We start from the raw sequence: 25,336 nt of genomic DNA, 5'->3' as shown, positions 1-25,336 counted from the left end.
TAGCATACTACAGTGGCGGGTATCTTTATTAGCTAAAAATAACACAGAATGATACTTAGGCAAATAACTCCAAAACCTGAACTTACGAAATTTATTGACAACTTTTGGGTATTTGAGAATGATGTTGGTTTACCCACAGAAGATAGCAGGGTAATTGCCCCAAATGGGAAAGCTAAGTTCATATACACCTATTTAAATGGATTATCTACCATAGATTGTGGTATTCAAACTGACCACAAAGAACAGGATATTTTTTTTATTGGTATTTGGAACAAACCTGTTACGCTTGTTTCGAAAAACAGCATAACTGGTACTGTCGGTATTGAACTTACAGCAAACGGGTTGCATCGTTTTACGCAATTATCAGCAGCTGAAATCGTGAATAAAATTTACAGTTTTACAGATATCTACGGCGCGGCAGGCAGGGAGCTGTTAGAAAGACTGGCTAATACCGGCAAACTTGACGATAAAATTGAAGTACTTCAAAATTTTCTTATACGGATAATAAGAATGATAGACAGGAATAATCTGTTGATCGATCATTCCGTTCAGTTAATCAAAAACACTTCAGGATTATTGACCATAAATCAACTTGTTAAAAGAATGGGATACTCAAGGCGATATCTCGATATGCTTTTTAAAGATCACCTGGGTATTTCGCCAAAAACCTATGCTGGCCTTATTCGGTTTCAGGAATTTTATACACGCTGGGCCAATACCGATGACAAAAAATTTTATCAGGAAGATATTTACGAGATGTATTACGATCAGGCTCAATTTATAAAGGAATTTAAAAAATATACCGGTTATTCCCCCCGTAACTATGCACAAATGAAAAATGATTTCGGAAAAATCTTCTATAAAAAATAGCTATTTCCCATTTTTACAATTATTACCCGACATGTCGTTTTATTTTTGTTGCATAATCAAAATATTATTTTATTTAAATGCATCTAAAAAAAATTGAATGGAAACACAACAGGTAGCAGATCGTTTTAATGAGCTGGCACAGGCCGGTCTTTTCGAGGAAATTCTCCTGGAATTGTTTAGTAGTGATGCGAAAAGTATTGAGCCTGCTCATGCACCTTTTCAAAGTGTACAGGGGCTCGATAATATTATTGCAAAAGGCAAACAGTTTCATGATTTGATTGAAGAAATGCACGGATCTTATACAAATACCCCTATTGTCGCTGGCAACTTCTTTGCTTGTACAATGGGAATGGATGTTTCCTTAAAAGGAGTAGGCAGGCAGAAATTTGATGAAGTGGCTGTGTACGAGGTCAAAGATGGAAAAATAATTTCGGAACAATTTTTCTTTTAAAATTTGTTCTGAAAAAACTCAATACGACTATTTATTTAATAAAAAATAGAATTACTCATTTAGTACTCGTAATGTTAAAAATGAAGGTGTAACAGCAATCATCCTGGATAAAATTTTATGCATTAAACTGTCTTAATGATTTTTTCTGTTAAATCGGAAATGAAATTCATTTAAGTTTGAAGGAGTTTGGCGTCAATGCTTCTTTTGTGATAGATAAAAAATAATGGGCTAATTAAGCAATAATTGACTTAATTAGTCCCATTTCGGATTCTTGCGGGCTGTAGGTTACAACTTTCGAACCGGTTTGGAGAGGATCTCAATGAGGTTGTATTTTTTTATAATAAGTATCTGACAAAGAGTCAAACATTATCGTGAAAAAGACATATGCATCGGTGATGGGGATCGAGTTCGAACAAAAAGGCAATTCCAAATAAAGATTTATTAAAAATAATAAGTTCGGTGAAGGATTTAAACTTAACCCGAATCGTATTTTCGCTATCCGGTAATAGCCGCACATTTTTTAAGTAGTTAAAAATACAGCTTGCAAAAATCGTTTTCTGTTAAAAGAAGCTTACAATAGTGGAAATATAATGGTAGGCACTTTTTTATAATTATTTTAAAGTTACCGGTCAATGATAAAACACGCCAAGTCGATTTCCGGAATCAATGGTTTCTATACAGATGAAAGTCAGAATATTATTTATTATATTCAGCATGAGACGGGAGGTCTGACGATCTTTTGTATGGATGTTTCCAGGTTTGAGATAACGTCTTGGAAAATCCACATTGCCCTCCCGGAAAATACATTTTTTACTTCGTGGTATGTTAGCCACGGCTATATTTTTCTGAATTTCTCAGGAAGCCTTCATATCTATCGAGTGGCCGATGCCAGCCTCCATGCAATTCATAAGGGCGCATATCACTACAGCGATGCTGAATCTTTTATAATGGAAGTTGCTGACGGTTCAACGTTCAATCTTGTGAAACGCAGTCTCGAACATGACGAGATTCATTGGACCATTCCGGACTTTCCCAATGCTTTTGTAAAGTGTGCTGAAAAATACCTGGTAGCATCGTTGAAGGAAGACAGGCCACATACCTTAATCGGATATTCCGGTGTAACCGGCGAAAAGCTGTGGACGGTAGACGTTTCGAACTATGGAACCGCCAAGATCAATCCCTTCTTGTCTGATGAACCGTGCCGCATCTACGGGGAGGTTCTCATCCATCAAGACTTTGCAGTGCTGTCGCTTTCTGTGGGTAAACTTCTTGTTCTCGAACTTTTTTCCGGCAGACAGCATGCCTTGATACCTGATTTTGGGGATAATGTTTTTTTGACGAATGACGGAAAAGTCTACGAAATGACAAAGAACAGGTATGGTTTTGTAAACCTCCAGGAAGGGAAATATACCCCAGTAAAACGAGACTGGGGCACTACCGACAAAGAGATTTTCGCAGGAGGTTTTTTGACCAGGTTTTCCTTGTACGTTAATCATGTATATGGCATGCTTTCCGGGCACAGGAAAAGACTGACTTAAGGCATAAGCTGTGTTCAATCAATAAGTGCAACACGTGATTTTAGTAAATATACCTCATTAGGAGTTTTGTAATCAAACTTTCTAACAGGTCTGTTGTTAATCATTTTCTCTACGGCTTTTACATCTTTTACAGAAACCTCACAGAAGTCCGTCTTTTTTTGGGTAAAATCGCCTTATGACGCCATTTCTGTTTTCAATACTACCCTTGTCCTGAGAAGTATAGGGTCTGGTAAAATAAGTCTTTACTCCAAGTTCAGCTGCGATTTCGTGATGAAGGCTTAATGCCTGGTCATTGTCAAATGTAATAGTCTTTATGAATTTATTACCTGACAGTCTTTTCATCAAGAGTCTTTTTATATTTTTTGGCTTTTTAGAGTTTATTTTATCAATAGTCGTTATCAAGCTTGCCCTGTCAAGGGTTACCAGAAGGCCTGACTGATGATTTTTACCAATAATTAAATCGACCTCCATATCACCCAACCGCTTCCGTTTATTTACTATTTTAGGCCGCTTTTCAATAGAAACGCGGTGGGATATTAATCCTCTATTATCTTTATAATTGCCCCGCTTACGTCTCCTACGGGCATGCTTCAGATGCAAATAAAGTCGTTTGTCCTGTATATCATCTCTTCGGTTGCCAAATTTACACTGCCATACCCATTTATAAATTGTCTCATGACTTACACCCGGAGTCCCGTCCTTGCGCCACTGAGCTGAGATTAACTCAGGACTAAATTTTTCTATCATCATCTTTTTGCGGGCTTGTGCTTTCAGATCAAATGAAAATAAGTTTATGCTTTTCATTATGTAAGTTCAAATGATAAACGCAACAGGTGAGTTTACACATGATACAATTGTTTATTAAAGATAATTATTAATATGCAACTTGGTTGCAAATAAGTAAAATGTTGTAACTTTGCATTGCTATCATAGCAAAACTTCTTTGAGAATGAAGGGTTTATTAGAGCTTTTAAGAGTATAATTATGAAAACGGTTTATCGTATTAAGTTAGATGCCATTGGCATAGGAGCGTCATTTGCCTGTGCTGTACACTGCGTTTTATTGCCGCTGATAACTACTACGTTCACTTTATTTGGTATTGAGGTGATTGAGAATATCTATTTGGAAATACTTACCATAATAGTATCAATGAGTGTTGGCGGATGGGCTATTTATAAAGGATATAAAAAGCATCATCACCGTTTGTCTCTTGTATTGTTTTTTTCAGCAGGATTGTGTTTGATGATTGCTGGTAACATGGTATCCTCAGCACCGCTTGAAATAATCTTTAAACTAATTGGAAGCATTTCTATTATCGGGGCACATGTTGGGAACTGGCGCTCTTGTAATGCCTGCAATAATTACTCCATCAACATAAAATAGGTTCATGAAAAGAAGAGAATTCTTTAAAAATTCATCGTTAAGCTTTTTAGGCGGGGTTTTTCTGCCAGGTAGCTTACAGCGTTCAGGAAATGAAGGTCCGCTGGCGTATTCCTATGGCAAGCAGGCAAAGAATATCATTTTTATGGTTAGTGATGGGATGAGTATTGGTACGCTAAACATGGCTAGTCTGCTTTCGATGCGTAAGTTTGGTCGTCAATGTAACTGGATAAAATTGTATGAGCAACAGAAAGTGGTAAGAGCCTTGATGGATACAGCCTCTGCTAGTTCCTTAATCACCGATTCATCTGCCGCTAGTTCTGCCTGGGGGGGAGGAGTGAGGGTGAAAAATGGTGTCTTAAACGTGAGTGAGAATGGTATACATCATCAGACGATTCTGAACAAGTTTAAAGCTGCGGGAAAAGCAGTTGGCTGTGTTACTACGGTTCCGATCACGCACGCAACACCAGCTGGGTTTTGTATTAGCAATAGCAGTCGTGGTGATCAGGCAGAGATAGCCTTGCAATATCTTCCACTGAAGTTTGACATTATGATGGGAGGTGGTCTGGAATTTTTCTCCGCTGAAAAGCGCAAAGACGGTAGAGATGTATTAAGTGACTTCAGATCGAATGGTTATAAAGTATTGCGCAACCGTACGGAAATGATAAATCTAAAAGAACCAACAGGTACGCCAGTACTCGGTGTTTTTACTGAAAATGGATTACCATTTTCCCTGGATCTTGAGCAGGATAAAGAGTTGCAGTCATCAGTGCCAACACTTGCCGAAATGACCAAACAGGCTATTCATCATTTAGATAAGAATCGCAATGGATTTATATTACAGGTAGAAGGAGGAAAGGTTGACTGGGCTGCCCATGCCAACGATGCAGGAGCACTCATCTATGATCAGTTGGCATTTGATGATGCAATTGGTATTGCAATAGCGTTTGCTGAAAAGAACAACGATACACTGGTTATTATAACAACGGATCATGGTAATTCAAATCCGGGATTATTTTATGGTGATGCAGCTAACGAGAATTTTGATAAGTTGCAACATTTTAAATATACTAATGAATGGATACTTTCAGGTGTCACTAATTCGTTTACACCTGCCCGATTAATAGAACGTATTGAGGGAGCGCAGGGCATTGTGCTTTCAAAAGAAGATGCAGCAGATCTTTTGACGCATTTCAAAGATATTGATGCTCCGGGTCTTTATAATCCACGTAAGCTTCCATTTAAACAACTGGCTGGATTACAAAGTGCCCATACTTCCATAGGGTGGGGGGCAATGGATCATTCTGCAGACTATGTGGAATTAGCTATGTTTGGACCTGGCAGTAAGTCACTGAAGCCTTTTGTAAGGAATACTGATTTACACCAGCTCATGCTCCATGCTGCGGGGTTAGCGGGATGAGTATCAACGGTTTCTTATTGCTTAAGATTTTTGCAGTATCAATCAATTAACTGGCAATAAACGACAATCAATAACCGGAACAAGACGTTCCGGTTATTGATGATGAGAAACCGCTCTAAATTTAAACACCCCGTTACTTTATAATGCAAACCATTTTTTATAATTGTTTGAGCTTTAAATTGCTTTTCCTGTTTCACCGCAATTAAGATTAAATCTGCATTTGTTCACTCAGCGCTTTTTTAAACCATGTCAACACATTTTGCCAGTGCTTGTCCCCATACAAGGCAATAAAATCAGTAGTTGATTTGCTGTTTAAATTTTCCAGTTCTGAAATACGACTATTTATGAAATGCGAAGTCAACTGTATTTGACATTGTTGTGTGATACAGAATTTCCATTCCACAAAATTGGTTGGGATTATTTGTTGCATATTCATAGCTATTATTTTGATGAAAGGATTTTAACCTGATCAGGATTGGCTTCTTATTTTTTAAGTAGTTCAATTCCTATATAATTTAGTAGACATGATTCCAGTGCTGCCTGCAATTTATTTTATTCAAATCCTGGCCTATAAACACAAGCTCATTTTCCCGGTCTCCAAAGTCTTTGTCCCATCTGGACTCAATAAGGTCTATATTTTCTATAAATGCACCATAACTTATTCGGTCAGCATAAGACATGCTACTCTACCATATACCGGCGAGCTCTAATCTGGAAGATCCTCCGGCCTGTGATAATTTTTGTGCTTTATGAGGCTTATCGGATACCCGGAAAATGCCTTTTGAACGAATGATATTGGAAGGGAATCTCTGTTGTGCAGGATATTACTTAATAACGTTGTCTTACCGCTTCCTGGAAAAACACTTAATACAGTAACGGGTAATCGTTTGATTGTAGTAACGTCTTTCATTTGCAGATTTATTTTAAATTTTCACATGAAACAGTGTTGAAAAATAGTTGAATGTTTGGGTTTAACATACCTATACTTATCTTCAGTTAAGTGTGTTATTATGCCAAACAGGGGCTGCTAGTCGAAGGGTAAAAATTTGATGAATAATTAATTCGTAAATTGATTATGAGATGAAACTGCTGCTGCTATTTTTTAAACGCCCGGTTCTAATCACGAGATAAACACCCCACATTATGAACGGAATGCTTAAGAGTTGCCCCATATTTAAGGGCAGATGATCCTCAAAAGTTTCCTGGTTCGCTTTAAGAAATTCCATCAGGAAGCGAATGGTAAAAAGGCTAATGATAAAATAACCGGACAACCGCCCTGGCCTTCGCTGAGTGTGAAAATTCAGTAATAGAAACCTAAATATTAGAAATAAACCAAGATAGCAGATGGCTTCGTATAGTTGAGCCGGATGGCGTGGCATCTGGTCTACCCTCTCAAATATAATTGCCCATTGCACCGATGACGTTTTGCCTATGATCTCTGAGTTAAAAAAGTTGCCTATGCGTATGCAGGCACCGCATAAGGGAATAACTATACATAATTTATCCAGCAGCCACAAAAAGGGTAACTTGTATTTACGCGCATATAATAAGAGCCCAGTAAAAATTCCTATGGCACCTCCATGACTGGCAAGTCCCTGAAAGCCGGTTATTGTGAATCTGCCACTTGTCCATCTGAACGGAAGTACTATCTCAAGTGGGTGAACCAGATAATATTGGGCTTCATAAAATAAACAATGGCCCAGCCTTGCACCTATGAGTGTCCCAGCTATTATATAAATGCTTAGTTGTTCCAGCAATTTTTCGGGTATACCTTGGCTTATAAATATCTGCCGAAGTGTCTGAAAGCTTAATATAAAGCCCAGTGCAAAAAAAAGGGAGTAATAACGTAAAGAATGGCCTCCAATCTCAAAAAAAACCGGATCTATATTCCATTTTATATATGTCATAAATTCAATTTTTTATTTGTACTGCATCATCCATAATGTAATAGAATTCATTAATGTCATTTTCATTGAGTCTGAGTTTTCCCTTAAAGGTGCGGTATTGGTCTGTTCTGTATTTTTTGTTTGAAACTTTGAGATTAATAGTCATAACGGAGGCAGGACCAGCCTTTCCACAGAAATAACAAGCTGCGTAGGAATTCGCAGATAATGCGATCTTCTCACCTTTAATATCAAAGGGGACTACATATCCTTCGATGATGACCTCCGTTCCATTTAATTTTTTAATATTTACAGGGAAGGTTGGAAATAGCATATAACCGCCGATCTCCTTAACGAAGCGTTCCTTGAACTGAATATTCTGCAACAGATCCCAGTTTACATTTATTGCTTTTTGCTGGCCTGCTGTAATAAGAAAAATTGAAGAAGAAATTACATAACATACAAATAGTTTAAACTTATTCATCGGAAAGGATTTTTGAAATATTAAGCCAGTAAATAGTTAATGCAGGAATCAAGGACGCTACCAGACCGATCAATAGGGTAATGCCAAGTAATATGATTTCTCCTTTCGAAATAACTGAGATGTAGAATTTAAAATTAGTGTTGGATTGATAGTTTAGCAGTATTAACCCTAATCTGCTGACAGCAACACCACTTAAAAAGCCAGCGAATGACAGTAGCATGGCTTCAGATATCACAATCAGAAAAAGCTGAAGGCGTGAATAGCCTAGTGAGCGAAGTAATGCAAGCTCATACTTTCTTTCTTTGAGTCTGTTCAGCAGGGAAATAAATACACTTAGTCCTGCCATCATCATAATAGCCAGCGCGACGTACTGCAAAGTATCAATACCTATTCCTATTAATCCCATCAGCCTGTTGATTTCCAGCGTTGGAACGGCCGCCTGCATATTGGTTGTTTGGTTTATTGTACGTGGAAAAGTCATCATGCCCATTGGACTACGAAACTTGATTAAAAGAGCCGTAATTTCGGTTTCAACCTGTTTTCCCTCATCCTCATCTTTGTCATCTATATCATGGTGTTCATGGATAAGTCTGACTGTAGCAATATCTGTTAGTATAAGATTATCTGCCATTGTTCCTGCTGGTTTAAGAATACCAACAACCTTATAAGGAAGTCCCTTATGTTGGTGCCCATGTTCGTCTTGCCCATGTGTCCCTAAAAACGTACTACCAATCTCTAGACCCTCAGAAGCTTTGACATTGCTTCCAATGACTGCTTCCATCGGCTCCTGAAAAATTCTTCCATTTGCCAAACGGCCATTCTCATTAATAATATACTTGAGTGTTGTGCCAACAATGCTATATCCTTTATAGTTATCGCCGTAAGCCAGTGGAATACTCCATTCGATCATTGGATTATGAGTGAGTCGGGCCGCCTCTATCTCGTTAATATTTCCGGTGGGCGCATCTACATGATATACAGCTGAGAGTACAAGTTGAAGGGGGCTTCCCTTTGCACCTACGACCAGATCAATATTCTTCAGTTCATTGTCAAATTTATGCTCTAATTGCTGTTGCAGCGTCCATAGCAGTGAGATGATAGCTACTCCGAAGAGTAATAATATCCAACTCAATAATGTTGATAACCATTTGTATCTTAGGTTGGCGAAAATGAGTTTTATAATCATGTCAATTCAATATGGCTATTTAGTGCTTTTTTAATCCGGTCATCATGGGATACAATGATTAGCGCACTATGATATATAGTAGCTTGTTCCCTCAGCAGGCTTAAAACAGCGTCCGTATTTTCATCATCAAGACTACTGGTCGGTTCATCTGCTAATAGAACCATTGGATGGCCTATCAATGCTCTTGCAATACCAACGCGTTGCTTTTCTCCCTGGCTTAATTGCGAAGGGAATTTATTTAGCAAATGTGCAATGCCAAGATCTTCGGAAAATACAGGCAGAAATTTGTACTTATCCCGTTTTACAGCAACAAGAATGTTGTCACGAACGGTTAGTCCTTTTATAAAATGGCTATGCTGAAATATAATACCCATTTTCCTGTTTTGTAATTGAGTGCTTTGCCCGCTGATAAGCAAATCATCAATACATACTTCTCCTTTATAATTATTTATTAGACCTCCCAGTATATGTAGTAGTGTAGTTTTACCACAACCACTGCGTCCTGTTATAAGCAGGGTTTCTTCTCTCGCACATGAAAAATCAGGATAGCGTAGGGTGACAGCATTATCGTATGTATAAGTTAAGTTCCTGACAGCTAGCATATTGATTATTTATACGTTTTTATCCAATTCAGCTTTATAAAGACATTGTCTGAGTAGTTTTTCGAAACCTTTAGACTGCAGATCCTTACCAATAAATACGATCCGGCTTCTTTTTATTTCATCATCTTCCCAATGTTTGCCATGTGATAGGGACAGATACTGCGCTACCGACTGAACAATGACTTTCTGATCTTCATCTTGAGCATTTAAGATTCCTTTTACTCTATAAACATCTTTCGCCTGAACAGCCAGAAATATCATTAGAGTATGATGTAGTTTTGGTAGATCAAATGGGTCATCAAATAAAAAAGTAAGAGATGATAAACCATGGTGATGATGTTCCTTATGTTTGCTAAGTGAAGGATCTTCATTAGCAGTAACCTGCTCAACGTTTCTTTTAAAATTCATTATTGAATCAATAGGGTATTTGCCGTCAGTAACAAACAAAACAATGGCAAACGGATTAATATTGTATAGTAGACTTTTTATGTTTTCAAGTTCATTGGGGTTGACTATGTCCGTTTTGGAGATCAATAATATATCACTGAAGCTGATTTGTTTTCTGGCTTCCTCTGTTGATGCCAGTTCGTAAGCAATATTTTGTGCATCAACGACGCAAACAACACGTTGCAATTCATAATACCGGGTAACCAACGGGTCTACCAAAAAGGGTACACCTATTGATGCCGGATCAGCGATTCCCGTTGTTTCAATAATCAGTTCCTTAAAATTTACTGCCTTTTTGGAAAGAGAGATGAGGAGTTCTACCAGATCTTCATTCAGACTGCAACATAGGCACCCGCTGCTCATTTCAAAAATACTGTCGGCGACCTCTAACACCAGTTCGCCATCAATAGATTCTTTACCAAATTCATTTTCAATAATGGCGTATTTTCCTGTCTTGCTCCCGGATAGTATAGCATTTAGAAAAGTGGTTTTACCTGCGCCTAAAAACCCTGTAATGATTGTTACAGGTTTTGGATTGATTGTATTCATGAGTTTTGTATTATTGCATCATTGTTGCAAATATAGTAGATTAACTATAGAATATTCTCATAATTGTTTTCACAGCACAGAAAATTATAAGTAATAAGGGCGTCTTCGGTTTTTTGACCGGAGAACGCTCTCATGCACTTTTATTCCTGGTCCAATACTAAAAGTAGATTTGTTATTTTCCGGGTAAAGCGTAGGAGGCGAAGATTCATTATAGGTCTAAGTTCTATAGTGTAGGAGTTATACGAAAAGCCTCCAAATCTTTCGACTTGAAGGCTTTAAAGCTTGCGGCCCCAGGTATCGGAACCTCGGATTCTAGCGAAATAGGGGTGAAAGATTTACTGCAAAAACTGATATTTCCAGAGGGGATTTTGTTTGATAGAAAAAAGAGGCATTTCGACCCATTAAAACCAATTTCATTTTTCAGCTAATCCTAAAAAGAAGTCTATCAAAAAAAGGAACGGCTGGCCATCGCCAGCCGTTATGAATTATTATTACAGCTCCTTATTATCATTGCTTGATCACTTTGAACACATAAGGATGTCCTGCATCCTGTACCTGCACCCAATACATCCCTGCCGGATAAACAGAAAGATCAAACATTGATTTCGAACCAACAGAATCCTTTGCTAGTTTGAATTCTAATTCTTTGGGGCAAAAAGAGAAAGTTGGATAAAACTACAAAACCCGCTCTTAGAGCTACCGTCTGGACACAATTTATTTCTATTTTTGAAATAAAAAGGTGCAAAGCAGGCATTTTTACGAGATAAAAGACAAGCGATTAATGAATAGAGGTAACTCCATTCTTAATCGCTTGTTTGCTAATAGTGTACATTCGATTAGACGGTTAGCTAGCAATGATTCAGAAGCCAAAGCCATTTACCGTTTTCTACAAAATGACCATGTCAGTGAAGATGACATCATCAGAAACATGTCCTCCAATTGTGTTAGTTGTGTTGGAAACAGGCCAGTGTTGTGCATTCAGGACACCAGTGATGTAAATCTTTACAATCACAAGAATAGGATAAAAAAGGACGATTATATCGGTACGACAAATGCTGCGACTAATGGTCTTGGGTTTCATATACATCCAGGATTTGTTATAGATGCGGAAAGTTTTATGCCTTATGGGTTTTCCACAATAAAGATTTGGAACAGATCACATGAACAAGCTAAAAAAGATGTGAGCCATCAAAAAGATGCTTCCCATAGAGGGTAAGGAATCTTATAGATGGATAGAGAGTTCCCTGAAAAGTAAAAATATTCTACAGTCTGCAAGCGAGATTATTATCATCCAGGACAGAGAAGGTGATATTTATGAACAATTTGCACTTGTTCCTGATTCTAAGACCCACTTGCTTATAAGGGCAAAAACCAATCGGATAGTCCAGGAAAAACAAAAGCTTTTTGAATACCTTGGCAGCCAGCCTTTGCAAGGTTCTTATGAGGTCAAAGTAGAAGGCGATAAAAGAAGAAGTACAACCAAAAGAACAGCAACAATAGAGGTTCGTTTTTCAACAGTAACAATCAGAGGCAATCAATACATCGATAGAAATCTTCCGAGAAATATCACCTTATACGCTATAGAAGCTAAAGAAGTGGGAGATGATATAAAGAACCCCATTCATTGGAGGTTACTGACTACAAAAAAAGTAGAGGATTTACAAACAGCATTGCTTTGCATAGAATGGTATACCTGCCGGTGGGTCATCGAAGAAGTATTTCGAATTTTGAAGAAAGAAGGGTTTAATATTGAAGCGAGTGAATTATCGCAACCCAAAGCCATAAGAAAGTTATGTTTAATGATGCTCGAAACCATCATCAAACTTTTCATTATGCAGATAGCATACTCAATACCTGAAGAATCCTGTCCTCAGAGTTGCTTTTCTGCTGAAGAAATAGAATGTCTGGAACAGCAGATCGAACAGTTAGAAGGCAAAACGGATAAACTAAAAAACCCATATACATCTTCCGATCTGAGAAGGTATATATGGGCTATAGCCAGATTGGGTGGCTGGAAAGGCTATCTATCTGAACGTAAGCCCGGCATCACTACCTTTTGGATGGGGCTGCAGAAATTTACTGCAGTCATGCAAGGCTGGATTCTTTTTAGAGATGTGTCCAGACGGTAGCTCTTAGAGCGGGTTTTGCTTTTTCGCGGGCTACGGGGGACGAAGTTCGAACCGGTTTACGGAAGATCTATCTGTAATTCATGCGTTTACAAGGTATATTAATAAAAGCTAAAATCGTAGCAAGGACAACGATGATTGCAACGAGTAAAAACATCCGTGAATGCATGTTTACAAAGATTTTACATTCCAATTTACACTTTTTTACAGTTAGTTTCTGGGTTTTGAAATCAGGTAGATTAGGTTTGCTTGATCAAAAAATTTAAAATTAACTTATGATCAGAAAACTATTTTCTTCCAGCCTCTACCTTGATAAATGGCTTGTTATTCTCAGGGCGATTACCGTTATTATTATAATGGAATATGGACTGGAAGTTTTTAGCAAAAAGTACATGGAGGGGAATACGGCATGGTTAAAAGATATCCAATTTCCTCTACCCTTGTTCATGGCCTATGTTGGGAAAACAACAGAATTATTGGGGGGAATTTCTCTGATTCCTGGACTATTTACTCGAACTATATCTATTCTTTTGGTTATAAACATGTCATTCATAACTTTTATAATGGGAAACGCAAAGCTTCCAGGAGAAGAGATATTGTCGTTCTTATTACTATTATTATTTGCGGCATTCTTTTTTGCAGGTTCAGGCAAATGGAGTCTTGATTGCAGAAATAAGATGTTACGGGCAAGGTACTGTCCGATATTGAGGTATCGAAAAAGACTAAAAATGAGGGCACTTTTAGTTATATTTTTTCTAACTCTGACATTTGTTTCTTTTTCGCAAACTATCTTTCCCAGTCTAAGTCCGAAAGGAAGAATTGAGCAAAAGATTGGGCTAACGAACATTTCAGTAGACTACGAGAGACCAGCAGCTCGAGGGCGCAAAGTATTTGGCGAATTGGTCAAGTACGACAAATTGTGGAGAACTGGTGCAGGAAATTGTACAAAGATTGGATTCAGTGAGGCTGTTGTTATCGGCAATAAAAGCATAAGCAAAGGGACTTATTCAATCTTTACTATTCCGGGAACCAGCGAATGGACTTTGATATTGAATAAGGACACGACTCTTTACGGACTAACTTCGTATGACGCGACAAAGGATATAATTCGACTCAAAGTAAAGGCGCACTCGACAGATCGATACTACGAATCACTAACCATAGACATCGACATAGTACCCAACAATGCTATTGTCTACCTTTCATGGGAGAATACCCAGATTTCATTCCAGGTAAAAACAGAATCAGACAAACTAGCCAATGGTTTTATTCAACAATATCTATTAACAGATAAGTCACGAAATTCAGACGAATACGCAGCGGCTGCAGAGTATTATTACTACTTAAATAAGGATTTAGATCGAGCGGTGCTACTCATTGACAAGGCAATTGCAATGAAAGAGGAATCTTGGTACTACAGACAAAAAGTTGACATCCTGGAAATGCAAAAGAAATATGAAGAAGCGATTGACTGTGCTACTTTGGCTATTTCAATAGATCAAAAGAGAACAAATTGGGACTCTAGGACAAAGCAACAAAGTGAAACGGAGTATAAGAAACGAATTGAGTTTTTTAAACGTCAAAAAAATAAAATAAATCATTGATCAGAAACAGACGAGGGCAGACATGATGAGTAGTGGATTTCGAACCAAATAATTAACTCTAGAAATAAAAAATCTGTCAATCTTCGTAAAAAGGCGTAAGAAATAGATTTGAAGAAATAGTTTTGAGCCTGCCGGAACTCGACTATCCACTCGACTAAAAAAGAAACCCCGCGCGTAGCGCGGGGTTTCAATCAAACTTAGCGGCCCCAGGTATCGGAACCTCGAACCAGATTATGCAGGATTGGATGGATTTGGGAGTTATTTAGGCCAAATTGGGTGAATATTGTATGCTAAAAAAAAGTTCGAGGTTGGTAGATGTTGTCTGGATCGGGAATAAGGGTAGACTTTGCGCTATGAGGCAAAATCACTAAAGAATATAGAAAATCAAACAACTACTTAGAGTATTATGTTATCCTCCTTATTTTGAAGTATAATTTAATTATCTTCTAAGAAATACCAACTACTTGGTATTTCTTATATCATAAGTATCGGTAATTTACATTGCTTAGGTATCTTGATATTAATGTATCAATTCTTTGTTCTTATGGATATATGAGAAGACTTAGTTGTTAATCCATTAGTGTTCTTACGTATGAAGAGCGTACGCGGCCACTGCTTTTCATACAACTTGGGCACTTTGAGTGGGCTCCTGTCTTTTTTGCAAATAGACGTATGGTTTTATCTTGAATTTCCGAACGGTATATCTTTATTTCACGTTCTCCGTAAAATAACACTGCGTCTTTTAAAACTAAAATACTAGAAGGGGGCACTATAAAATCATATAATTATCAATTAGTTAAGATACAGATATTATTTATGAGTCAAGTTTTTTCAATTAATTAAGTGCATCAAATTTGGCGAAGAACCATTGTTAATTACTGATCACATTCCCTTGTTCCTTGCCGCCAATCACAAATTCATCCACCACTACGCGACCTGCTAATGGGAACTGTTCACTACTCTGCATCCCCTGCTGCACTTTGCGCTTAAAATACCAGGCACTTGTTTGTCGGATGCCATATTCTCTGCTTAGTTCGCAACCTGACATTCCCTTTTTACTAACACTCAAACGGAAACAAATCTGGAAAGCTATTAGCAGACTAATTTTACTTTGTGGAACGAGGTGCCTGCTGTTGGATACTCATTATAATTACAATCCTGACAACGTCTGTCAAGCCAACTTTTCCCTTTCCACCACAGTTTGCCGCCAGACTTTTTGCACTTATACCCCTTCTGCCACTTCATTCCGGCCAGGTATTGCAAACAGGCCTCTTCGTTTGGGAACTGTTTATGAAAACTATCTGGTGTTACTCCTTTAAACATAGCTTTTTTTTATAAAGCTAATCCGACACTACGCTGTATATTTACTTAACACCCCGTAAATGGGTAATTCTATAAAATAATTTATGTGTTGTTGTGACGGCTATCTTATTTATTATTTTTTAATTGGAAGCTTTTGTTGAACGTAAAGACAGGCATTCATTTATTAATAAAACCCTAATTTTTATAATGGTAATCATGTACTTTCATCACATTACCATCCATATCTCTCACTACTTTCAACCGGCCTATTCCATCATACTCATAGTAAAAAATATGACTCGCAGGATCACACTGACTAGTCATCCCCACCAGTGGGTTATAGGTATTAGTAGTCATCTTCGCATCAGCAGGATAAAGCCTCAATTCGTCGATGGTTACACTTCCAGTAAGGGTCACAGATGTAACACCTGACACTTTATGCTCAAAGTAATTCCACCCTCTTTTGCTGACAGTTGAAGTAGCTATTGATCCATTCACTGTAGCAGAACCTGTTTTACTCCAATAAGAAACGATATATGCCTGAGAAGCTGCTAGTCCTGCTTTTGTAATATTGCCACTAATGGTCCAGGACTTATTTCCTGTAATTCCTCCAGTAACGCTGATACCTGTAGATGGCACAGCCCAGTTGCCAGCTCCGGCATCCTCAAACCCGCAATAAGCGACATCAGCAATAGTTGCATTATGTATAATAGCGATCGGACTTGTACGATTGTAATTCCAGATATATACAGTATGAGCGTCATTATAATTAGCCTGTTCCAACAGATTACCTGAGCTATCATAATTAAATGCCTGCCACTGTGTAGTCATTGTTGCCGTTCCTTTCTGAAATTGACTGTATTCTTGTAGGATAGTATTACCGGTAGGCCATACCTTATAATCATTTCGGACACGTTCCACTAATGTGCCTGCTTTAAACTTATCAGTTTCCAGCACAGTATTTTTAATTTCTCTTTTTACCAGACTGTCAATCGCCCTGGAGGAATTGGTAGTAGTTCCTGAAAGGGATGCTTTATCCAAAGGATATTTAAGTACAGTTTTCAGTACATTATTTTTACTGTCTGTTGTTTCCATACGTGTTAATTGGTAATGACCAGGTGTTTTATCATAGAAATAATTCTCTGTTTGAACGATACTATTACCGCTATCATCGTATGTAGTTATTTTTTTAGATTGGATTTTATCAAATCCGGTAAGGCGATAAAATATTGGCAGTTGTACCTGATAATATTCAATAGGGTTACCAGATATCGTATATGTTTTGTAATCATCCTCTCCATAATGAAATCCAGGATATACCCCTCCAGGGTTTACAAGTGGATCATAGAAATCTTCTGTTTCACTCGGTGTTACCTGATAAGTCACTTTCCATAAGCTGATAAAATCGGTATTAATTTCTCTGACTGTATCTTCATAACTATTTCCATTCAAATGAGGGGAATAGGAGTTATAGGTATATTCTTCTTTTGCGATAGTAGCACTTCCCTTCAAGTATTCTTTTGTCAATAATTTACCTCTTGACCATTCCTTCTGTTCATATTGCCACAAATCTGTACCGTTGTAAAATTCACTAAAAAGAGATGGACTAAAATCAAAACTATATCTTGTTATCAGAGTATCACCAGCCTTACCGACTGCTTTCTCTGTCACGTATTTATAACCTGCATAAGAGCCGGAAGTAGATTCCAGCGGCAAACTGGATGTAGCCAGGAATTGCAAACCATAGCCCCCATTACCAGAGGATTCCTGCTTATACATATACTTCATGTACTGTGGCATGGATAATACCTGTCCGGAAGTAACTTTCGTATTAGGATCAGTATAATCATACTTCTTCTGTAATGCTAAACTTCCGTCCATATCATAGGTGTTAATCTGTTTCGCCCTGACACCTCCGATATTTAACTTATGGCCATTGACATCCGGCTCTCTCCATTTGATCTGAAAAAATGTACTGTGTGGCTGATTCAGAGCAGTACCACTCATATTTGACAATATCTGCACCTGCATAAGATATTTACCCGCAGATATTTTCACAAATTGGTTAGTGGAAGGTGTTCTTGTTCCTGAACTACAGTCAACAGCCGTATGACTGGTTATTCTTCTCGAAATGCTGCCATCATTATTGAGCAGATACAGATCAAAATTTACATTAGCCGAATTACAGCTGATATTAAGGCTTTTATCAATTGTAGTCTGACCGATGTTCGTAGAAGAAATAAAGCTCCAATCCAATGTGAAAAAGCTACCTTCCGGCACTGTGAAATATTTCTTATAATACCGTTCTCCTGCTATAGCAGTTGTAGAATCGGGAGCGGGTGTGAAATAGTTTCTATCGTAACCAGATACGCTGATTGACATACTTTTCTCTGTGAAATTATCATCCTGATATGTAGACTCAAGTTCCCATGGGATATTGTTTTGCCCATATCCCTTAGCTATATTGTTTCCTTCATAAATATATTCAGTTTTGCCTCCTTCCGGGAAGGTGATGCTTTTCAGTGAAAAAACCTTACTGGTATCTCCTTTTACCCTTCGGTCTCCTCCTACAATGTAATCAGGAGAAATATTAGGGATAGTTGTAGCATTTGAATAAGCATTAAAAAATCCCCAATGATCCTGCGCGGCAGAAAACTTAGATGGCATTTGACTATAAGTATAATAGTCGAACTTATAAGTATTGACCTTTGAAATATCACTACCATAAATATCCAGTGAATCAAGTTTCAAACGCTTATTGGCATAATCTGAAGTAGCTACAGGCCAGGTATAGTTTACTGACTTGTATGCATCTGCAATGAAGTAACTATAATTAAAAACGATTGATTTTACTACTTTACCCTGATTGTCTGATACTACTATTTTACTTAATGCTTTATTGGGCATATCTAGCCTGGTAGTGGTATAAAAATCAATCTTACCGTCCTTAAATTTTATTTGCTTTAGGATATTTTCATGATAGTAACATGTGGCTAAACTGATCACATATCCAGGAGAACTTATACTTCTGTATTTAGTAAAACTTTCATTTAATACTTTATCAATTGTATAAGCTGGGAGTGTATCGTAAGAGAAGGTGATACTATCATTATACTGATTTTCTATCCTGGTTGGCAGCCAGCTATTATCTGAATAGGAATTGGGGCCGCCAATAGAGCTTTCTGTACCTCTTTTAAAGGTGCCTTTTGTGCCATCTGGTAGCTGCAAAGTCCAACAATCAATATTATTTGTGTTTTTAAGCTGGTATTTAACTGTAAGATCTTCTTTTGGGAAGAGCACGAACTTTTTGTTGTTTTGATCGTACATGTATCTTCCGGAAAATCCAAGAAAGTTGTAATAAAATTCGTCAGGCATCAAATCATTCTGGTTAAGTGCCGGATGCTTCGCATACCACATAAACATACCCCTTTGAGACAAGTATTGATCTGCTGCTGCATTGGGCAGGGCCAGATAACGTTTGATAGTTGTATCCAAGAAAAAGCATTTCTCATCAGCAATTCCGCCTCTTACTGTTCTGGATATTTGTCCTCCGTAGTTAAGACTCCATCCTAGTCCTACCCAGGTTGCATCCTGATCTACACGTATACCACCAGCATGATAATCTAATGAGATGGGCACAGCGATACCATTTATCGTGATTTCATATAACGGAATGCTGATTGCAGGAACACCTGTAAAGTAGGATACAGGGGTTTCAATAAATCGGTTAAACGCGGACACTTCGGGAGTCTTAGCATCAACGGTTGTCTTCATTGTCTGGGCGCTCGTTAATAATGGGAGCATGCAAATAACAGCAAGAATAAAAAAGCTACTAATTCTATTCATAACATAGGGATGGGTAGGTCTAACTATTAAAAATAACATTCGAAGGGATCTGATTACTTGAAAAGGTTAATTGCAAAAGATTTCAAATATTCAATAAAGGCCGTATCAAAAGTAATTTAATGACATTTAGAATATCTTAAAGAAAACTCTCTATCAGCTATCCGAATAAAATCCCGGAATTTTTACTTTTGATACAACCTCATTGAATAATAATTTACGATGGATCTCTTAACAGATAATCCAGCTTGATGATAAGACTTCCTCTTATTACCGGCTTATCAGCAATTGGTATCAGTTTATCACCTTTCACAACAAACTCATAGAGGTAGGGGAAAGTGTACGTTTTTAGTATCAGCGTATCATGAACTAAAGTCCATTTTCCAGTGGTGAGATAGGTAGAATCCAGGTTGGATGATGAGAATCTTTCATGAATAGTATAATTAAAGCTCGAATCATGTTTTATTGTCAATTCCCACCTTTTATTCGCTGCCTCAGCGATAGAAGCTTCTTGTATTGACTTAGTATAAACTCCTTCAATACCACGCTGAAAAAAATTAAATAATGCCATTATTACTAAATATTTCACCATATTATTTTTTTTTAGTTTCTGTAAATTATTACACCTTTAGTGGGCAATACTATCTTACTCTCTGCATTAAATGCCCCAAAAGGAGTAATGGCCTTTCTTCTTATTTCCTTATATTTTGCTGCTGTTTGCAACAGTTGTAAAGCGCTTTTAGACATCGGTAAGTAACTGTTACGACCAAAAGTTTCTAATTTATAAGATAATCGTTGGCCCCAATTTGCACCTAGTTCAACTCTTATTCTATTCATTCTTTCATCAGACCGATCAATATTCCCTAAATAGAACACAGTGTATCCATTGTGGGTAAGATTATTAAATAAAAATGTATGCTCCATTTCATGCAATACAGCCATACCTATGCCAAATGTCATCGGATCCAGATCTGATGAAGTACCCATTACAAATTTTTCAATCTGATTCGGGTCGATTATTATATAATCTGTTTGTGGATCTACAATATTAAATGCCCAATGTGGTAATGTTTTTGATCCTCCGCCACGAAAATCGATATATATTTTACCTTCACCAAGTGCCTTTAATATATTCGCACGTGCCTCCATACTTATACCTTTGTTAGTTTTTATACCATTATTTTGGATACTATTATTTATAACACTCAAATCAAGTCCTGATATTCTGGACCATTGGTCAACCAACGCCTGGATAAGGTCATCCTTACGATAAGATCGCCCATTGACCACCACAACAGGTAATGTCATCGTTCCTACTATAGCAGTATCCCCCAACAAATCACTCAATAATACCGGATTATTCCCCATACCTGAATATAGACTGGAACTTTCATTAGGCTTCGGATCTATCTCCATCCACCTTCCAATCTGTGGATCATAGTTCCTGTAAAACGCATCATACTGATTCAGTCCTAGATCCTGGTTTAATTCAATACCATTAAATTTATACTTATTCTCCTCATAATTCATCCCTTTCAACGCATTATAAGAAATCGCCTCCATTGTCAAACCGTAAGGATAATAATGCGTTTCCTCCAATGCTGGCCCATTCAGTAACAATACCTGCACATTATCAAAATAAACATTTTCTGTAGTTTCATTATCTGTATATATATACAAGAACCCTGTTCTCTGGATCACCATTTTATCAACTCCCAAATGCTGTACCGCATCCGGGTTAACTGCTATCCGCTTCAAACCACTATTCTGATTAACCATATTAAACTGATCATCAAAAAGGACATAATTCAAATAAGCTTTCGGGCGATTAGAATCAGTATCCCCATTATCACTATTTATCAATTGACTATAATCATTGTTGTTCAGACTGCTAGTGATTACGGAATTATCTGCTGCTGTCAGACTATGTTCCCCATTTGTAGCACTACTTCCTTTAAGTGCCTGCAAAAATCCTGTTACTATTGAGGATACAGGAGAATTATTCGTATTTCCAACTGACGCAGAAGATTTATAAAAAGCATCTGCACCGATCTGAATAGTATCCCCTGCCATTACCCGCAATACAATGGAAGGACCTATTTTATTGCCACTATTATTTGTTTTAGCTACATATTTGTTAATAGTTGTTGAACCTGCCTGATTATACCCTGCTGGTGTTTCTACCCGGGTAGTTTCGATATTACTGAAAGTAGCACTTTCTATTGTATTATTCTCTGTTTCCATCGTAGCTGCATATGCACTGGAATCTGGCTGATCGGTCAATACCATTCGGATATTCCCTAGATGGTCTTTCTCAAAGTAATCAAAAGCGTAGCTAACAGGCTTTCCGGTAATATACAATGGACGTATCCTGCCTTCCTCTTGTCCGATGGTACGGAGACTATCATTCTGATAAGTGAACCCTCCGGAATAATCTGTTACTGTTTTTACCGTCGTTCCACTACCATTATTAACTACTATCTTACGGATTTTATTCCCCAAAGCATCATACTGATAGGTAATAGTTCCTTTTCCTCTTACAGTTATAACATCGGGTAGATTCAGATAATTATAGGTAATAGAAGATATATTTCTGTTCTCATCTGAATTCAAATTACCATTCAGGTTATAGGTGTAATCATCTCCTGTGTTCGTACCATTGATGAAATCGCCTAATGTAGTAGTAGTCTTTGTATTTCCGTCTGTAACCGCCGCTAACTTGTTAGAATGATTAGCATATTGATAAGTCAGATTATCCATTGTCTCTTTGGAAAGACCATTCATCCCCTGCTGTACCATCCTTTGTATGCCTCCATTAGCATCGTACGCCAGGTTATTTACAGAGAAATCCATCTTAACATTACCCCAGGCTGCCCCAGCTACATCCTGCTGTGAAAAATCTGCCGCCGTTAAACGGTTTGTTTTATCATAAGAATAACCATAAGAACGCGGAATACCATCTGAGCGGGTCTTCCATTTTTTACCGGCTATAGAACCATTATAGTAATTAGAGGTAAATCCATAGTCATAACTCAGTTCTTCCCCAAACCAATTTTTCAGGCTACCATCCGTTCCTACATAATCTTTATTGATACTATTTAACCAACCACGTACATTGTACGTCAGTATCATTGAGTCTATTGGTGTACCACCATTTGAAATACCCAACCGTTTCTTACTCACCCGGTTCAGCTCATCATACGTATAAGTTGCAATGGTCCGTTCAAACCTTGAGTCATCATTTAGCTTCTTTGTCACACTGATTAATCTATCCCGATGATCATATGTCAGAGTGGTTAACAACCTAATTTCAGGAATAATGTTTTTAGGGGCCTGGTGCCTCATGTAGTTTGCCAGGATATTGCCACCAAAGCTGTATAAAAAGGTCGTTATATCTTTTCCCCCTACGCTGTTGCTGCTGATTACTTGTATAGGCCTACTTTTGTCATTATAATAAGTAGTCGTCATGATCCATTGATCAGTACCAAGCACACGAACTTTCATTCCTGTGGGAAGGTCATTTGAGAGCGTACTATAGTTTCCTGAAAACGGCTCAGGATAAAGGCTGTCTTCTACAATCAACTTTGCAAAATCATCAGTCTTCAATTTATATACACCTGGATAATTATAATTATCATAATACATATAAATTAATGGCGTTATTGAAGAAATATTGATGCCAGGCAACGAATAGGTAGTTGTCATACTGGTAGAAATTCCAGAAGTAGGTGTGACTATTGTAGCTTCAAACGATGCATTTGTAATGGATTCAAAGCCAGGCATAAAATAAATATTATCGGTTGCATTATAGTTTGTGCTGCCATCATCAGCATATAAAGTCAGCTCTTTTTCCACAGGGGCCTGGTAAGAAATAGACGAAGTAGCCGTAGCGGAATTCATAGCTGTTTGCAAAGCTTCCCTCGTAGTATTACTTTTATAAATGGCGGTCATAACAGTACGATTCGTATTATCGTAAAATACTGTATACCATTCCATAGGTGACTTTGCTCGTTGCTCAGCATCCTGTGTAAAAACAAGCCGGTCACGAAGATCATATACTTTATATACCTCTCCATGCCCCGGTATTTCTTCGACTACCAATCGATTACGATAGTCATATACATAACGATAGCACAATTCTTTAGCCACATCGCTTACCTTACTCCAGTTATTAATCATTGCATAATTGGTCGCTACAGGAGGGATCACAAAGCCTACCTGACTATTGTCATTATATACATAATAAGTACATAACCAGCCCACATGGGCAGTATAATTAGTAGATTGCTGTACTTTCTTTAGCACTACATTACTTTCTTTATCCCTGAATACAACTATCTGGTTTTGCTGTTCATCTATGAATACTTCTTTAAATAATTGACCGGCAGCATAGACCCCCGGGCTTATTGGAATACCAGTATCCATATTCCATATTCGTACAGAGTCTGCCACAGAATTAATCATATGCTTGTTTTCAGTTGCATGAGTATTCCAGCTATTGCCGGCAGCGTAATTTTTCACTACTCTGTTCAACGGTGATGCTTCATATTCTACTGTCCTGTAAAAAATGCTTTCACCTGCCATTCCTGGATTTAGAGTAGCGTTTTTATAGAAGGTTTCCTGTGCAGAAAACGGATTCGTTTTAAATTTACCATCATTGGTATTATCGGTTGTTTGGGCATAGGGCATGTATATATATTGTTCACGCCCATAAGCATCGTATACATATGGTAACACCATGTCCCTTCCTCCAAAAGAGGCTCCCTTGGTGACTGCCTGTTTTACACGTCCTAAACCGTCATAATAGGTAGTAGATTGTCTTACTTCTCTGATTGTCCGGTCCTTATTAACAACATTCGCCGTATCGCTAATAGGCATATTGGGTTCCCAGGTGGTAACATAATTAGGTTGGTTTGCGTCCGTGGTGGCGCCAGGTTTACTAACCGGCGTAGCAGTTGGAAGCGAGGAACCATTAGGGTAATTATTCTGTGCTTTCACATAAAAAGGTGATATAATGACAGTAAAGGATAGTAGGGTATAGAGGAGTTTCATGCTACAATTAATTTTGAAATTCAGTTAAATGGGGTTCCAATAAAAGTTGTCTATGAATAGACACTATAATCCCCGTTTATGGCAATGATAATATATCAGGCATGTCTGTAAACAGTTTTGACAGAACAATTCCTCCTTATCTGTTAATAAATGCCGTAATAGATAATAGAACTTAATACTCATATAACTTGTCTTGTGGAAAGGTTACTATGTTAATTCGCCTCGAAGTTACCTGAACAATGCATTTTAATGGGTCGCATACAGCCTGGCTAGAGCCTCGTTGCAAATTTTATGTATAAACTTCTCAGGGGTCCTAAGGTATAGGTTTATAACCATTCGGCAACGTTTAAATGCTAACTTAACAAAAGTAAGAAAAGCTAAACCGAATTAATAAGATAATTTCAAAAAAATAGTGTCCAATCATTAAAAAAAATAGCATACAGATTGGAATTAATAAATAAAGTTAATTGAAAGGTTTTTGCAGTTGTACCCCAATATTATAAAGGCCATCAAATCTTTCGACTTGATGGCCTTTAAATTTTTCGAAACGTCAGGTTTCTTTAGGGGCTGGAGGGGACAACATTCGATTGCGCTGTGCA

At 37.7% G+C, this 25,336-nt stretch carries 22 protein-coding genes and 2 pseudogenes; 8 read left to right on the top strand and 16 right to left on the bottom strand.

All coding sequences use genetic code 11. From position 1 onward, the window contains the following. Positions 1 to 48 precede the first annotated feature (48 nt). From SIO70_RS30450 to SIO70_RS30440, 3 genes are all read left to right on the top strand, one after another. Positions 49 to 870 carry an AraC family transcriptional regulator gene (locus SIO70_RS30450; RefSeq protein WP_320577276.1) on the top strand — a complete coding sequence of 274 codons (822 nt, stop codon included), beginning with the start codon at positions 49 to 51 and terminating at the stop codon, positions 868 to 870. 97 nt (positions 871 to 967) lie between these two features. Further along, entirely contained in the window at positions 968 to 1,321 is a 354-nt protein-coding gene (locus tag SIO70_RS30445) for a nuclear transport factor 2 family protein (RefSeq protein WP_320577274.1), read from the top strand. 632 nt (positions 1,322 to 1,953) lie between these two features. Continuing rightward, positions 1,954 to 2,859, top strand: a complete 906-nt coding sequence (locus SIO70_RS30440) for a hypothetical protein (RefSeq protein WP_320577272.1) — start codon at positions 1,954 to 1,956, stop codon at positions 2,857 to 2,859. Positions 2,860 to 2,997: 138 nt separating this feature from the next. Here the strand turns inward: SIO70_RS30440 and SIO70_RS30435 are convergent, their stop codons facing one another. Beyond that, positions 2,998 to 3,663 carry an IS30 family transposase gene (locus tag SIO70_RS30435; protein ID WP_320577271.1) on the bottom strand — a complete coding sequence of 222 codons (666 nt, stop codon included), beginning with the start codon at positions 3,661 to 3,663 and terminating at the stop codon, positions 2,998 to 3,000. A gap of 180 nt (positions 3,664 to 3,843) precedes the next feature. On the opposite strand from SIO70_RS30435, the gene SIO70_RS30430 reads away from it, so the two are divergent. Together SIO70_RS30430 and SIO70_RS30425 are read left to right on the top strand one after the other, a co-directional pair. After that, complete coding sequence (locus SIO70_RS30430; protein ID WP_320577269.1) at positions 3,844 to 4,242, top strand: MerC domain-containing protein; 399 nt, start codon at positions 3,844 to 3,846, stop codon at positions 4,240 to 4,242. 4 nt (positions 4,243 to 4,246) lie between these two features. Beyond that, positions 4,247 to 5,659 carry an alkaline phosphatase gene (locus tag SIO70_RS30425; RefSeq protein WP_320577267.1) on the top strand — a complete coding sequence of 471 codons (1,413 nt, stop codon included), beginning with the start codon at positions 4,247 to 4,249 and terminating at the stop codon, positions 5,657 to 5,659. Positions 5,660 to 5,867: 208 nt separating this feature from the next. On the opposite strand, the gene SIO70_RS30420 is transcribed toward SIO70_RS30425, so the two are convergent. From SIO70_RS30420 to SIO70_RS30390, 9 genes and pseudogenes are all read right to left on the bottom strand, one after another. Beyond that, a complete protein-coding gene (locus tag SIO70_RS30420; RefSeq protein ID WP_320577265.1) occupies positions 5,868 to 6,095 on the bottom strand; it encodes a hypothetical protein in 228 nt (75 codons plus the stop codon). Between the two features lie 79 nt (positions 6,096 to 6,174). Continuing rightward, a pseudogene (locus tag SIO70_RS33615) lies at positions 6,175 to 6,435 on the bottom strand (GTP-binding protein). Then, on the bottom strand, positions 6,366 to 6,569 hold the full coding sequence (locus tag SIO70_RS33610) for a GTP-binding protein (protein ID WP_414017888.1): 204 nt from the start codon (positions 6,567 to 6,569) through the stop codon (positions 6,366 to 6,368). The pseudogene SIO70_RS33615 and the gene SIO70_RS33610 overlap by 70 nt, the downstream one beginning before the upstream one ends. A gap of 163 nt (positions 6,570 to 6,732) precedes the next feature. Beyond that, complete coding sequence (gene lgt, locus SIO70_RS30415; protein ID WP_320577262.1) at positions 6,733 to 7,566, bottom strand: prolipoprotein diacylglyceryl transferase; 834 nt, start codon at positions 7,564 to 7,566, stop codon at positions 6,733 to 6,735. 4 nt (positions 7,567 to 7,570) lie between these two features. Further along, positions 7,571 to 8,026, bottom strand: a complete 456-nt coding sequence (locus tag SIO70_RS30410; protein ID WP_320577260.1) for a hypothetical protein — start codon at positions 8,024 to 8,026, stop codon at positions 7,571 to 7,573. After that, a complete protein-coding gene (locus tag SIO70_RS30405; RefSeq protein WP_320577258.1) occupies positions 8,019 to 9,212 on the bottom strand; it encodes an ABC transporter permease in 1,194 nt (397 codons plus the stop codon). Before SIO70_RS30405 ends, SIO70_RS30410 begins: the two co-directional genes overlap by 8 nt. Next, complete coding sequence (locus tag SIO70_RS30400; protein WP_320577257.1) at positions 9,209 to 9,814, bottom strand: ABC transporter ATP-binding protein; 606 nt, start codon at positions 9,812 to 9,814, stop codon at positions 9,209 to 9,211. The genes SIO70_RS30405 and SIO70_RS30400 overlap by 4 nt, the downstream gene beginning before the upstream one ends. 9 nt (positions 9,815 to 9,823) lie before the next feature. Next, positions 9,824 to 10,810, bottom strand: a complete 987-nt coding sequence (locus SIO70_RS30395; RefSeq protein WP_320577255.1) for a GTP-binding protein — start codon at positions 10,808 to 10,810, stop codon at positions 9,824 to 9,826. A gap of 507 nt (positions 10,811 to 11,317) precedes the next feature. Continuing rightward, positions 11,318 to 11,410 carry a T9SS type A sorting domain-containing protein gene (locus SIO70_RS30390; RefSeq protein WP_320577254.1) on the bottom strand — a complete coding sequence of 31 codons (93 nt, stop codon included), beginning with the start codon at positions 11,408 to 11,410 and terminating at the stop codon, positions 11,318 to 11,320. A 181-nt stretch (positions 11,411 to 11,591) separates the two neighbouring features. Between SIO70_RS30390 and SIO70_RS33605 the strand changes: the two are divergent. Next, positions 11,592 to 11,654 (top strand): annotated as a pseudogene (locus SIO70_RS33605) (hypothetical protein); the annotation flags it as partial. A gap of 42 nt (positions 11,655 to 11,696) precedes the next feature. On the opposite strand, the gene SIO70_RS30385 reads toward SIO70_RS33605, so the two are convergent. Continuing rightward, entirely contained in the window at positions 11,697 to 11,891 is a 195-nt protein-coding gene (locus SIO70_RS30385) for a hypothetical protein (protein WP_320577252.1), read from the bottom strand. Between the two features lie 115 nt (positions 11,892 to 12,006). Between SIO70_RS30385 and SIO70_RS30380 the strand changes: the two genes are divergently transcribed. After that, positions 12,007 to 12,939 (top strand): IS4 family transposase, encoded by a 933-nt coding sequence (locus SIO70_RS30380; protein ID WP_320577250.1) that lies wholly within the window; start codon positions 12,007 to 12,009, stop codon positions 12,937 to 12,939. Positions 12,940 to 13,211: 272 nt separating this feature from the next. Then, positions 13,212 to 14,540, top strand: a complete 1,329-nt coding sequence (locus tag SIO70_RS30375) for a DUF2911 domain-containing protein (protein WP_320577248.1) — start codon at positions 13,212 to 13,214, stop codon at positions 14,538 to 14,540. Positions 14,541 to 15,411: 871 nt separating this feature from the next. Here SIO70_RS30375 and SIO70_RS30370 read toward each other — a convergent pair. The 5 genes from SIO70_RS30370 to SIO70_RS30350 all read right to left on the bottom strand — a co-directional run bounded on the left by SIO70_RS30370 (position 15,412) and on the right by SIO70_RS30350 (position 24,737). Next, a complete protein-coding gene (locus tag SIO70_RS30370) occupies positions 15,412 to 15,588 on the bottom strand; it encodes a hypothetical protein (protein ID WP_320577246.1) in 177 nt (58 codons plus the stop codon). A gap of 44 nt (positions 15,589 to 15,632) precedes the next feature. Beyond that, the gene (locus SIO70_RS30365) at positions 15,633 to 15,863 is read right to left on the bottom strand and encodes a hypothetical protein (protein WP_320577244.1); all 231 of its coding nucleotides are present in this window, start codon (positions 15,861 to 15,863) and stop codon (positions 15,633 to 15,635) included. A 174-nt stretch (positions 15,864 to 16,037) separates the two neighbouring features. Then, positions 16,038 to 19,616 (bottom strand): hypothetical protein, encoded by a 3,579-nt coding sequence (locus SIO70_RS30360; RefSeq protein WP_320577243.1) that lies wholly within the window; start codon positions 19,614 to 19,616, stop codon positions 16,038 to 16,040. A 286-nt stretch (positions 19,617 to 19,902) separates the two neighbouring features. Further along, on the bottom strand, positions 19,903 to 20,277 hold the full coding sequence (locus SIO70_RS30355; RefSeq protein WP_320577241.1) for a hypothetical protein: 375 nt from the start codon (positions 20,275 to 20,277) through the stop codon (positions 19,903 to 19,905). Positions 20,278 to 20,288: 11 nt separating this feature from the next. Then, positions 20,289 to 24,737: a DUF6443 domain-containing protein gene (locus SIO70_RS30350; protein WP_320577239.1), complete on the bottom strand. Its 4,449-nt coding sequence runs from the start codon at positions 24,735 to 24,737 to the stop codon at positions 20,289 to 20,291. Positions 24,738 to 25,336: the final 599 nt, after the last annotated feature.

Origin of the sequence: Chitinophaga sancti (genome assembly GCF_034087045.1) — a bacterium.
Lineage (GTDB): Bacteria > Bacteroidota > Bacteroidia > Chitinophagales > Chitinophagaceae > Chitinophaga > Chitinophaga sancti_B.
The sequence above is the reverse complement of the archived record's forward strand: the minus strand, read 5'-3'. Positions and strand labels throughout refer to the sequence as shown.

What these genes read in the sequence shown, in the direction of transcription:
- SIO70_RS30450 (WP_320577276.1), top strand. Translation starts at nt 49, where the DNA reads ATGATACTTAGGCAAATAACTCCAAAACCTGAACTTACGAAATTTATT.
- SIO70_RS30445 (WP_320577274.1), top strand. Translation starts at nt 968, where the DNA reads ATGGAAACACAACAGGTAGCAGATCGTTTTAATGAGCTGGCACAGGCC.
- SIO70_RS30440 (WP_320577272.1), top strand. Translation starts at nt 1,954, where the DNA reads ATGATAAAACACGCCAAGTCGATTTCCGGAATCAATGGTTTCTATACA.
- SIO70_RS30435 (WP_320577271.1), bottom strand. Translation starts at nt 3,663, where the DNA reads ATGAAAAGCATAAACTTATTTTCATTTGATCTGAAAGCACAAGCCCGC.
- SIO70_RS30430 (WP_320577269.1), top strand. Translation starts at nt 3,844, where the DNA reads ATGAAAACGGTTTATCGTATTAAGTTAGATGCCATTGGCATAGGAGCG.
- SIO70_RS30425 (WP_320577267.1), top strand. Translation starts at nt 4,247, where the DNA reads ATGAAAAGAAGAGAATTCTTTAAAAATTCATCGTTAAGCTTTTTAGGC.
- SIO70_RS30420 (WP_320577265.1), bottom strand. Translation starts at nt 6,095, where the DNA reads ATGAATATGCAACAAATAATCCCAACCAATTTTGTGGAATGGAAATTC.
- SIO70_RS33610 (WP_414017888.1), bottom strand. Translation starts at nt 6,569, where the DNA reads ATGAAAGACGTTACTACAATCAAACGATTACCCGTTACTGTATTAAGT.
- lgt (WP_320577262.1), bottom strand. Translation starts at nt 7,566, where the DNA reads ATGACATATATAAAATGGAATATAGATCCGGTTTTTTTTGAGATTGGA.
- SIO70_RS30410 (WP_320577260.1), bottom strand. Translation starts at nt 8,026, where the DNA reads ATGAATAAGTTTAAACTATTTGTATGTTATGTAATTTCTTCTTCAATT.
- SIO70_RS30405 (WP_320577258.1), bottom strand. Translation starts at nt 9,212, where the DNA reads ATGATTATAAAACTCATTTTCGCCAACCTAAGATACAAATGGTTATCA.
- SIO70_RS30400 (WP_320577257.1), bottom strand. Translation starts at nt 9,814, where the DNA reads ATGCTAGCTGTCAGGAACTTAACTTATACATACGATAATGCTGTCACC.
- SIO70_RS30395 (WP_320577255.1), bottom strand. Translation starts at nt 10,810, where the DNA reads ATGAATACAATCAATCCAAAACCTGTAACAATCATTACAGGGTTTTTA.
- SIO70_RS30390 (WP_320577254.1), bottom strand. Translation starts at nt 11,410, where the DNA reads ATGTTTGATCTTTCTGTTTATCCGGCAGGGATGTATTGGGTGCAGGTA.
- SIO70_RS30385 (WP_320577252.1), bottom strand. Translation starts at nt 11,891, where the DNA reads ATGAAACCCAAGACCATTAGTCGCAGCATTTGTCGTACCGATATAATC.
- SIO70_RS30380 (WP_320577250.1), top strand. Translation starts at nt 12,007, where the DNA reads ATGCTTCCCATAGAGGGTAAGGAATCTTATAGATGGATAGAGAGTTCC.
- SIO70_RS30375 (WP_320577248.1), top strand. Translation starts at nt 13,212, where the DNA reads ATGATCAGAAAACTATTTTCTTCCAGCCTCTACCTTGATAAATGGCTT.
- SIO70_RS30370 (WP_320577246.1), bottom strand. Translation starts at nt 15,588, where the DNA reads ATGTCAGGTTGCGAACTAAGCAGAGAATATGGCATCCGACAAACAAGT.
- SIO70_RS30365 (WP_320577244.1), bottom strand. Translation starts at nt 15,863, where the DNA reads ATGTTTAAAGGAGTAACACCAGATAGTTTTCATAAACAGTTCCCAAAC.
- SIO70_RS30360 (WP_320577243.1), bottom strand. Translation starts at nt 19,616, where the DNA reads ATGAAGACAACCGTTGATGCTAAGACTCCCGAAGTGTCCGCGTTTAAC.
- SIO70_RS30355 (WP_320577241.1), bottom strand. Translation starts at nt 20,277, where the DNA reads ATGGTGAAATATTTAGTAATAATGGCATTATTTAATTTTTTTCAGCGT.
- SIO70_RS30350 (WP_320577239.1), bottom strand. Translation starts at nt 24,737, where the DNA reads ATGAAACTCCTCTATACCCTACTATCCTTTACTGTCATTATATCACCT.